Source organism: uncultured Meiothermus sp. (assembly GCF_937863175.1).
In the GTDB taxonomy this organism is placed as follows: Bacteria; Deinococcota; Deinococci; order Deinococcales; family Thermaceae; genus Meiothermus.
Genome location: NZ_CALMCQ010000008.1, coordinates 1 through 9,558, shown reverse-complemented (window position 1 = coordinate 9,558; position 9,558 = coordinate 1). Strand labels below are relative to the sequence as shown.

Sequence of the window (9,558 nt, the reverse complement as noted above, 5' to 3'; positions counted from 1 at the left end):
ACCTTCCCTCTGGGCGAAAGTATATGGGCACCTGGAGCTAGCTGCTCGGCCATCGGTATCAGATCGTGTTCATTGCCGCCGGTGCCATGGAGTAGCAGTAGCGTGCTGGGCAAAGTACCCGCTTCAAATCTGTGAATAAAGGATAAGGGAGTCATAGGAACCATCCTTGTGGGGCAATTAAGTATCGTCACGTGAGGCATTTGCTACCCGAGTAGAGTCCTGGCAACGGGGCGCTCCGAGGCAAACCCCAAAAGCAAATCTCGTAAAGACCATAACGGAAATTTCCATCCTGGTCGCATTTGGCAGCCTCGTATCTGTTACCAGGTCGTACTCTAAGACGTGCTTGGGAGTTCGGCAGCGCCCGAGGGTGGCCTCTCCAACCTGGCTTGACAAGAACTGCACCATACCTTTCCGACGGAATAAATTAGTGTTCAGGCAGGCCAGGGCTGGGGGCCTCGAGCCTGGGTAGCACGGCCTCAATTTGCGGTCGGTGGGGTTCCAACCACGGGGGCAGCACCAGCGACTCCCCCAGTCTGGCGGGGTCTTCGTCCACTGCAAAACCGGGGCCATCGGTGGCCAGTTCGAAAACCACACCGCCCGGCTCGTTGAAGTAAACCGATTTGAACCAGAAGCGGTCTATCTGTTTGGTTGCTGGAATTCCCGCTGCCAGGATCTGTTTGCGAACCGCCATCTCGTGAGGGGTATCATCCACGCTCCAGGCCAGGTGGTGAATGCTACCAGTACCCCACTGGCCTTTAGGCTGACTGGGCAGTTCTTTGATGTCTACAAACTGGCCCGAGCCGCCCCCCGCCACCGCATAGCGGCTCCAGCCGTTTTCCTGTCCGGCAGACTCAAAACCCATCACCCTGGTCAGAAAATCGGCGCTGGGGGCCAGAACCTGTTGCCACAGCCTCGCACCATGCAAACCCATGATCTGGCGGTTTTCCGGTACGTGGGTGCGCTCCCAGGGGCTAAAGGGGCGCGGGGAGGTCTCGACCAGGGCGACCTCGAGGCCATCGGGGTCTCGCAAGGGAAGGGCTTTTTCGCCAAAGCGTTCCTCGCTGTCTCCCAGTCGTACCCCGTAACCCTGCAACCGGGCTTCCCAAAAAGCCAGGCTTCCCTGCGGCACCGCCAGTTGCACCTCCACAGCCAGCCCGGTGCCTTTGCGGGCAGGGGCCATGTTTTCCCATGGAAAAAAGGTCAGGTCGGTGCCAGGGCGTCCCTCGGCATCGGCATAGAAAAGGTGGTAGGTGCCAGGATCGTCCTGGTTGACGCTTTTCTTAACCAGGCGCAGCCCCAACACCCCCGCATAAAAATCCAGGTTGCGCTGGGCTTTGCCTGCAATGGCGGTAACGTGATGCAGTCCATTGACGGGTTTCATGCCCACTCCTTTCGCATGGTCACGATCGTGTAGAAAAACCTTCTACCAAACTGTAATCTGAAAGATCAACCGCTCCAGGATACAAAACTACTCCTGCTCACCAGGGCTTTCAGCCCTGGTTTTCGACAAGGTTGGGTGGGGGGTGTCCTGCCCATCGTCCTGGACTTTACTCGATGCTGCTGAAACCAAAACCCCCTCTGGCTCTTGCACCGGCAGGGGCGATGCATAGGGGATGGGCGGGAGCTTGTGCATGATCTGGGTTCGAATGGGCTCGAGCCACTCGGGGAGGCGCAGGCCGGTACCCAGGTTTTCAAAGGACTCGTCGCGGGTAAAACCAGGGATCTCGGTGGCAATTTCAAACAGAATGCCCCCTGGTTCACGGAAGTAGATCGAGCGGAAATACTGGCGATCCTGCACCGCCGTAACCCGAACGCCCCTGCGCTGGAGCTGCTCCCGCAGGGCTTGCTGGGTTTCAGCATCGGGTACAGCAAACGCGACATGGTGTACCGTACCCACGCCCCCTTTGGCAGCCATGAACTCGCCGGTTTCACGCACCTCGAGGCGGCCCAAGGGGCTCCTGTCCTGGGGTGGGCCCAGGTAGGTAATGGAATCCGCCTGACCCAGTAGCTGATAGCCCAACGCCTCGAGCAGCCGCACCGAAGGTTCCGTTCGCAACACCCACATCTGAACCGCGAAAATTCCCCGGATGGCGTACTCCTCCGGTACCGGTGCTCCCGCCCAATACCGCATGGCGGGCAGACTGGGGGCCGCCACCAGTTCCACCGCGATACCATCGGGGTCTTTGCAGGCCAATACCTTAACGTCTTCTAAACCCTTCGGGCCAGGGATGACGCGACGCAGGGGGCCCTCATATCCGATCCCCTTTTCCATCAGGCGGTGCATCCAGTAGCCCAGGCTATCCAGCGGAATCGCCAGGCTGATGATGGCCACCTGGTGAACCCCAGCACGTCCGGCCAAAGCCCGCTGCCAGGGAAAGAAGGTCAGGAGGGTGCCGGGCCGGCCCAGTCCATCGCCATAGTAGAAGTGGTAGGTCTCGGGGTCGTCGAAATTGACCGTTACCTTGACCAGGCGCAACCCCAGCACACCGGTATAGAACTCCAGGTTGCGCTGTGGATGGCCCGCCATCGCGGTGATGTGATGAATTCCACTAACCTTTCGCATGCTATTTCCTCAACCAAGGACAGAATACGCCGGGATTCGCACCATAGAATCACTTACCCACAATACTCCGGTTTTATCCGGCTCGGGTGTGTATGCACCACAGCCCTGTAAAACCAGCGACTTTACACCACGACCGTTGACGGAGCCGCGACTGCCTGCACCTCGATGGTGAATTTGACCTCTTCCCCGACCAGCAGTGCGCCGAGTTCCAGCACCTGGTTCCAGGTTAAGTCCCAGTCTTTACGGTTGAGAATGCCCGTTGCGGTAGCACCGGTGCGGGTCAGGCCCCAGGGGTCTTTGACCGGGGCGCTGAGCTGGGTCTCGAGCACCACCGGCCTGGTGATGTTGCGGATAGTCAGATCGCCGTGGACTCTGTACTGGCTACCCCCCAGTGCTTCAATCTGGTTGCTCAGAAAACGCAGCCCGGGGTATTGCTCGGCATCTAGAAAGTCGGGGGAACGCAGGTGGCCATCGCGCTGGGGTTCGCCGGTCTCGATGCTGGCCGCATCAATGGCAACCTCTATTTTGCTGGGCACGCCTTGCTCACTGGCCACAATGGTCCCTGTAACCTTTTTGAATTGGCCGCGAACGGTGAAGATACCCATGTGCTTGACAGCGAAAGCGACAGTGGTGTGGCTGCTATCCAGATTCCAGTTCATTTTGTTCTCCTTGGTCTGATCCGGTTTATTACTTCGGATCAACAAACACATAGTATTTTATAGTGATATGTTTCGTCAAGTGCTACAGTTTTGAAAGCAGGTTGTAAATGTGATATACTACTGGTACCATGGTCGGTTTTGCTGCCCCGGAAGACTCCGAAGTAGACCACAGCTTTTGCCCTGTCTACGAAGCTATTAATGTGTTGCAGGAAAAGTGGACCCTGCATATCATTCGCAGCTTACTGGATGGCCCCAAAGGCTTTAACGAATTATCCAGGGCGGTGGGCGGTTGTAATCCGGCCACGCTTGCCCAGCGGGTGGAAAAGTTGGAGCATCTGGATGTCATCTCCAAAACCATCCACTCCACCATGCCACCGCGCACCAGCTATGCCCTGACCGAGGCCGGGCAAGCCTTACAGGCCGTGATTGAGGCCATAGATCGTTGGGGGCGGGAGTACCTGCCGGAGCCCATTGCAAAGTAGGAAACCTGGGTTGCTGGCGGTCAGGGTTAGTATCCTGGACTAATTTTTCGTCTTAATACTCTGGGGTGGCTCTTATGCAGAACCATACCTATTTTGCGGTAGCCGAAACCTTATGGTGGTTCCTATAATTTTCGGTTCTGTTTGTTGGAATTATTTCCAAAGCGAGCATATGGTCGCATTGTAATGCTGGTATACCTGCGTTGGACTAGGCGTAGTTATGCTTTAAGCATGATTCCATCTGTGGAAAAGCCCCTCGAGGCAGTACTCGAGTTGTTGGGCCAACGTGGGGTATACACCATTCTGCGTTCACTCCACAGCGGCTCATTGCGATTTGGTGCGCTGCAGCAGGTTACCACCCTGCCCCCGCGAACCCTATCGCTACGACTAAAAGAGCTGGAAGAGTTTGGTCTGATTAGCCGAACCGAATACCACGAGGTGCCCCCACGGGTAGACTATGCCCTGACCTCCCAGGGGCAGGCCTTGCAACCCGCCCTCGAGGCCCTTGCCCATTGGGAAGAACAACTGAGCTAAAGTCGGGACCAAGCAAAAACCAGCCAGCCTGCTCGACAGGTTTTTGTACTGCCTCTAAGTGCGCCCACGATAGAAATTTCAGTGATGGCCTGGGATGAGATGCATTACTGGGGTTTGTTTCGGTGCAGCTCCGTTGTGCGCCTCCCAGGGCACTGCAAATTCCTGACGCGGAGATACCCAGCTTAGAGTCTGATAGCAAAGCGCAACAGCAGGTAGGCGGTATTGAAGTCGAAGTTGCTGAACCCGAATTCTGGGTTGAAGCTCAGGCTGGAGAGGATTTCGTAATTAGCCCCCAAGTAGAGGGTCTGATCAAAGGGGCTGGGCACAATCTGGTCGAGCGAGATACCTGCATACAGGCTGAGCATTTCCAGGGCATAGCCAACCTCGACATAGCCATCCAACCGCCAGATAAAGCTACCGCCTGAAGGGGCGATGGGCAGGTCGGTAAAAAGGCGCAGGCCGCTGCTGAGACTGGCTCCGCCGCCCAGGTAATAGGCCAGATCCACGCCAGTTTGGGGGGAAATACTAAGGCCAAAACCGCTGGTAGGGGCCGCATCAAGGCGGATCGGAAGGCGCACTCGAGCATAGGCGCTCACGTTCAGGGGACCATCGTCCACCAGATCGGCTCCGTACTGCACAAAAGGCCGAACCAAAATCCCTACCCCAAAAGCAGGGGTGATGGGCACATTCAGACGACCCAAGACCCCGGCAGTCAGGTTGGGGGCCAGGGTGGTGCTGTAGCTAGCATCCAGGCGTGCGACCACACTAAATTGCGCAAAGGCTGGCGCAGCCAGGCCCAGAACAGCGATGACGGTAATGAGAAATTTCTTCATAAGAACGGTCTCCTGCGGGCGAAAATATCATATTTGTGCAAGTACTAACAAGCCCTGGCGAGTCTTCTCCCACTCATGATTTTTTTTCGGGACAGAGGTCTTTGGGTTCGTCGCAGCACTGCTCAGCGTAGCAAAGGATAAAGGTTCTGGCCTCCGTACTGAGGACAGACCCCACGGTAGTAGGGGTGATAAGGCCCCGGACAAACTCGAGGCCAGTGCAGCAGGTTCAGCGCCAAAGCAGACACCCAACCCCGAAAGGTTGGGTGTGCTGTTCTGAGCCTGGCTTAGAAGTCCATGTCGCCGCCCATGCCACCACCGGCTGGCATGGCAGGAGCCTTCTTCTCTTCGGGCTTCTCGGCCACTACGGCCTCGGTCATAAGAATCAGCGAGCCGATAGAGGCAGCATTTTGCAGGGCGGTACGGGTCACCTTGGCTGGGTCTACGATGCCCCAGTCCATCATGTCGCCGTACTCGCCGGTTGCGGCGTTGAAGCCGTAGTTCTTATCTTTCTTGCCCAGGATGCCATTCACCACCACGCTGCCTTCATAGCCAGCGTTGTTTGCAATCTGGCGGGCGGGCTCTTCGACGGCCCGCAGCACAATCTTGGCCCCGGTGGCCTCATCGCCCTCGAGCTCCTTGATCAGGTTCTTGATGGCGGGAGCTGCGCGCAGCAGGGCCACGCCACCGCCAGGCACGATGCCTTCTTCCACAGCCGCGCGGGCAGTGGAGAGTGCATCCTCGTAGCGGTGCTTCTTCTCCTTGAGCTCGGTCTCGGTAGCGGCCCCTACGCGGATTACCGCCACCCCACCGGCCAGTTTGGCCAGACGCTCTTGCAGTTTCTCCTTGGCGTACTCGCTATCGGAGGACTCGAGTTCCTTCTTGATGCCGTTGATGCGGGCTTCGATGTCTTCCTTCTTGCCCTTGCCGGCCACCACGGTGGTCTCGTCTTTGTTGATGCGTACGCGCTCGGCGCGGCCCAGCATCGAGAGGGTAGCGTTTTCCAGCTTGAAGCCCAACTCTTCGCTGATCACGGTGCCGCCGGTGATGGCGGCCAGGTCTTTGAGCATCTCCTTGCGGCGGTCGCCAAAGCCAGGGGCCTTCACGGCAGCGATGTTCAGGGTGCCCCGCAAACGGTTGACCACCAGGGTGGCCAGGGCTTCGCCCTCGATGTCTTCGGCAATGATCAGCATGGGCTTGCCGGTCTGGGCCACCTGCTCGAGTACGGGCAGCAGCTCGCGCACGTTGGTGATCTTCTTCTCGGTGATCAGGATGTAGGGGTCGTCCAGCTGGGCTTCCATTGCTTCGGGGTTGTTGACGAAGTAGGGCGAGATGTAACCCTTGTCAAACTGGTAGCCCTCGACGAAGTTCAGCTCGGTGTCGAGGCTCTTGGACTCCTCAACGGTGATGACGCCCTCGCGGCCCACCTTCTCCATGGCGTCGGCGATCAGGTTGCCAATCTCGGCATCGTTGTTAGCCGACACGCTGGCAACTTCAAAGATGGCCTTGCGGTCATTGACCGGCACCGCCATCTCCTGTACAGTTTGCACCGCAACTCCCACTGCTTGCTCGATGCCATGCTTAAGGTCGAGGGGGTTGGCCCCTGCCGCTACATTGCGCAGCCCTTCGCGAACGATGGCCTGGCCCAGCACCGTCGCGGTGGTGGTGCCGTCGCCGGTGATGTCATTGGTCTTGGAGGCGATCTCGATCATCAGCTTGGCGCCGATGTTCTCCAGATGGTCTTCAAGCTCCACTTCCTTGGCCACGCTGACCCCGTCCTTGGTGATGGTGGGGCTGCCAAATTTCTTCTCCAGCACCACATTGCGCCCACGGGGGCCAAGGGTTACTTTTACCGCGTTGGCTACTGCGTTCATGCCGCGCTCGAGACCACGGCGGGAGGCTTCATCAAAAACCAGCATTTTTGCCATTGTTGTGCTCCTTTCAATCGCGCTAATAGCGTATAGCTCATAGCTGATAGCATTTGGTTTTTGGCTATGGGCTATAGACCATCAGCTATCGGCTTCCATTTACATCACTGCCAACAGGTCACGCTCGGAGAGGATGATGTACTCCTCGCCATCGATCTCAATCTCGGTGCCGCCGTATTTGGCAAACACCACGATGTCACCTTCCTTCACGTCCATCGGGATGCGCTTGCCGTCTTCGTAACGGCCAGCCCCCACGGCAATCACTTTGCCTTTCTGGGGTTTTTCCTTGGCGCTATCGGGCAGCACAATCCCACCACGGGTCACTTGCTCTTCTTCTACGCGTTGTACCACAACACGGTCGCCCAAAGGCTTGATGGCTGTCTTGGTTGGCATGTGTCCTCCTGTTTTGCTTCCAGATGGTGTACTGACACTTGATTGATTCGAGTGTCAACCCGAAATCATATTATTTTGGCTTGTCCATGAGAATGTCAAGAGGGCTAGGCCACAAGACCCAGAACTGTTGAGCCCACTAATATCAAGTTCAGATTGTAATTCTATACTGAAAGTGTGCACTGGACTGGATTACTTAGATATCTACTCTGGATTGGCGGATTACTGGCGCTATCCACTCCCCTTTTCTTGTTCGGAATTAACGCCTGGGTCGAGCGCGTGAGCCAGCCGTGGCTCTATGCCGACCTGGATCAGGTTCCCTACAACCGCGTGGGGCTGGTCTTGGGCACTGGCCCCACCACCGCTCGAGGCAGACCCAACCCCTACTTCGTGGGCCGCATCCAGGCCGCCGCCCAGCTCTACCAGGCCGGAAAGGTGGATTACCTTCTGGTCAGTGGCGACAACTCGAGCCGCTACTACGACGAACCCTCGGCCATGCGCGACGCCCTGACTGCCCACGGGGTTCCCAAAGAGCGCATCTACCACGACTATGCCGGGTTCCGCACCCTGGACTCGGTGGTACGTGCCAGGGAAGTTTTCGGGGAGCAGCGCTTCACCATCATCTCCCAGGAATTCCACAACCAACGTGCGGTTTTTATTGCCAGAGAGCGCGGTCTGGAGGCCATTGGGTTCAATGCGCCCGAGGTACCCGAATGGTTTAACTCCAACACCCAGTTCCGCGAACGCCTGGCCCGGGTACAGATGGTGCTGGATCTGTTCTTGCTGGGCACCCAGCCCAGATTCCTGGGGGAGCCGATTCGGATTGGGGTAGACCCTATCCAATAGAACCTGATCGGCGTTGTCTTTTTACCTCGTAAAGCATCAATGCCGATGTGACTGATACATTAAGACTGTCGGCCTGGCCTTGCATCGGAATCTTGACCTTCAGGTCTGCCCTGTCCAGCCACGCGCCGCTCAACCCCTGGTGTTCCGTCCCCAGCACAATCGCTACTGGCCCACATAAGTCCACATCCCAGTAGGTCTTATCGGTGTGCGGCGTGGTGGCGACCAGCGGAATCTGGTACTGCCTGAGCCAGTCCAGCACCGCCTGTTCCGGCGCAGCAAACGTGGGAAGCAAAAAGACCACCCCCGTGGAGTTGCGAATCACCTGGGGGCTGTACAGATCCACCCCGCCTGCCACCAGCACCGCATCGGCGCCGGCTGCGTCCGCCGAGCGCAGCAAGGCCCCCAGGTTGCCGGGTTTTTCTAGCCCCACCGAGACCAGCACCAAAGCGTTTTTGGGGGGTACAAAATCCCACAGGGAAGGTTTGGGCATTCTGGCAACCACCACCACCCCCGCTGGATTCTCCCGACTGCTGAGCTTTTTGAGTACCGGCTCGGAAACCTCTACTATCTCCACGCGCTCGAGCCTGCCCAACTTCGCTACCACTCGTGCTTCGTCTGCATCGAGGCGCTCACCCCTGTAAGCCTCTATTATCTCGATACCTGCTGCCAGCGCCCGCTCAACTTCACGCGAACCTTCCATCAAAAAAAGCCCCGTTCGCACCCGCTCCTTGCGCTCCATGAGCGCGGTGGCAGCCTTGATATGGGGGTTCGAGGTCGAAGTAATGCGCATGAGCCCATCTTAGCCAACGAGCAGTGGCCCACCCATCCACCCCAAAGCAAATTAGTAACGAAAGGTAATGGTGTTATTTCTCGTTAATACGCCCAGGTCGGGCTTATTGTATGAAATGCCCATCCAGATGTTGGGACATCCAGTCGGGAGGTCTTATGAAGCAATCTAGCAGGCTGACATTATTTGCAGGTTTGGCCCTGGCCCTTGCGGCGTGTGGAAACTCCATTCAGAACACCGCGAGCAATGGGGTCTCCTCTCAAATCACCCATGGCGAGCTCGACGGCAACCGCCACCCCTATGTAGGTTTGATGGTGGCTCAAGACGCTAACGGCAACCCTCTGTGGCGGTGCAGTGGCACCCTCATGTCCCCCACCATCTTCCTGACCGCAGGGCACTGCACGGAAGCACCCGCTGCAAAAGTAGAAATCTGGTTTGATGCCGACGTAGATGCAGGCAGACCCGGCAACGGTTTCCCCTTTACAGGGCAGACCGGTGGAACGCCATACACCCATCCGCAATACAACCCCAGCGCCTTCTTC

At 57.6% G+C, this 9,558-nt stretch carries 11 protein-coding genes; 4 read left to right on the top strand and 7 right to left on the bottom strand.

The window, feature by feature from the left end:
• Positions 1–424: 424 nt before the first annotated feature.
• The 3 genes from Q0288_RS00250 to Q0288_RS00240 form a co-directional block, all read right to left on the bottom strand.
• On the bottom strand, positions 425–1,381 hold the full coding sequence (locus Q0288_RS00250) for a ring-cleaving dioxygenase (protein WP_299425389.1): 957 nt from the start codon (positions 1,379–1,381) through the stop codon (positions 425–427).
• 87 nt (positions 1,382–1,468) lie between these two features.
• Positions 1,469–2,563: a VOC family protein gene (locus Q0288_RS00245; RefSeq protein WP_299425386.1), complete on the bottom strand. Its 1,095-nt coding sequence runs from the start codon at positions 2,561–2,563 to the stop codon at positions 1,469–1,471.
• A 122-nt stretch (positions 2,564–2,685) separates the two neighbouring features.
• A complete protein-coding gene (locus Q0288_RS00240) occupies positions 2,686–3,222 on the bottom strand; it encodes a YceI family protein (protein WP_299425383.1) in 537 nt (178 codons plus the stop codon).
• Between the two features lie 128 nt (positions 3,223–3,350).
• On the opposite strand from Q0288_RS00240, the gene Q0288_RS00235 reads away from it, so the two are divergent.
• Both Q0288_RS00235 and Q0288_RS00230 read left to right on the top strand, forming a co-directional pair.
• Positions 3,351–3,704 carry a helix-turn-helix domain-containing protein gene (locus Q0288_RS00235; RefSeq protein WP_299425380.1) on the top strand — a complete coding sequence of 118 codons (354 nt, stop codon included), beginning with the start codon at positions 3,351–3,353 and terminating at the stop codon, positions 3,702–3,704.
• Positions 3,705–3,932: 228 nt separating this feature from the next.
• Positions 3,933–4,235: a helix-turn-helix domain-containing protein gene (locus Q0288_RS00230; protein WP_299425377.1), complete on the top strand. Its 303-nt coding sequence runs from the start codon at positions 3,933–3,935 to the stop codon at positions 4,233–4,235.
• 182 nt (positions 4,236–4,417) lie between these two features.
• Here Q0288_RS00230 and Q0288_RS00225 read toward each other — a convergent pair whose 3' ends face one another.
• The 3 genes from Q0288_RS00225 to groES form a co-directional block, all read right to left on the bottom strand.
• On the bottom strand, positions 4,418–5,068 hold the full coding sequence (locus Q0288_RS00225) for a hypothetical protein (protein WP_299425375.1): 651 nt from the start codon (positions 5,066–5,068) through the stop codon (positions 4,418–4,420).
• 284 nt (positions 5,069–5,352) lie between these two features.
• Positions 5,353–6,993 (bottom strand): chaperonin GroEL, encoded by a 1,641-nt coding sequence (groL, locus tag Q0288_RS00220; RefSeq protein WP_299425372.1) that lies wholly within the window; start codon positions 6,991–6,993, stop codon positions 5,353–5,355.
• A 99-nt stretch (positions 6,994–7,092) separates the two neighbouring features.
• On the bottom strand, positions 7,093–7,386 hold the full coding sequence (groES, locus tag Q0288_RS00215; RefSeq protein ID WP_299425369.1) for a co-chaperone GroES: 294 nt from the start codon (positions 7,384–7,386) through the stop codon (positions 7,093–7,095).
• Between the two features lie 174 nt (positions 7,387–7,560).
• Here groES and Q0288_RS00210 point away from each other — a divergent pair, with 174 nt between their 5' ends.
• A complete protein-coding gene (locus Q0288_RS00210) occupies positions 7,561–8,229 on the top strand; it encodes an ElyC/SanA/YdcF family protein (protein WP_299425365.1) in 669 nt (222 codons plus the stop codon).
• Here the strand turns inward: Q0288_RS00210 and Q0288_RS00205 are convergent.
• Complete coding sequence (locus tag Q0288_RS00205; protein WP_299425362.1) at positions 8,219–9,019, bottom strand: RNA methyltransferase; 801 nt, start codon at positions 9,017–9,019, stop codon at positions 8,219–8,221. The genes Q0288_RS00210 and Q0288_RS00205 overlap by 11 nt on opposite strands.
• Positions 9,020–9,174: 155 nt before the next feature.
• On the opposite strand from Q0288_RS00205, the gene Q0288_RS00200 reads away from it, so the two are divergent.
• A partial coding sequence (locus tag Q0288_RS00200; protein ID WP_299425360.1) for a trypsin-like serine protease occupies positions 9,175–9,558 on the top strand: 384 nt, incomplete at its 3' end.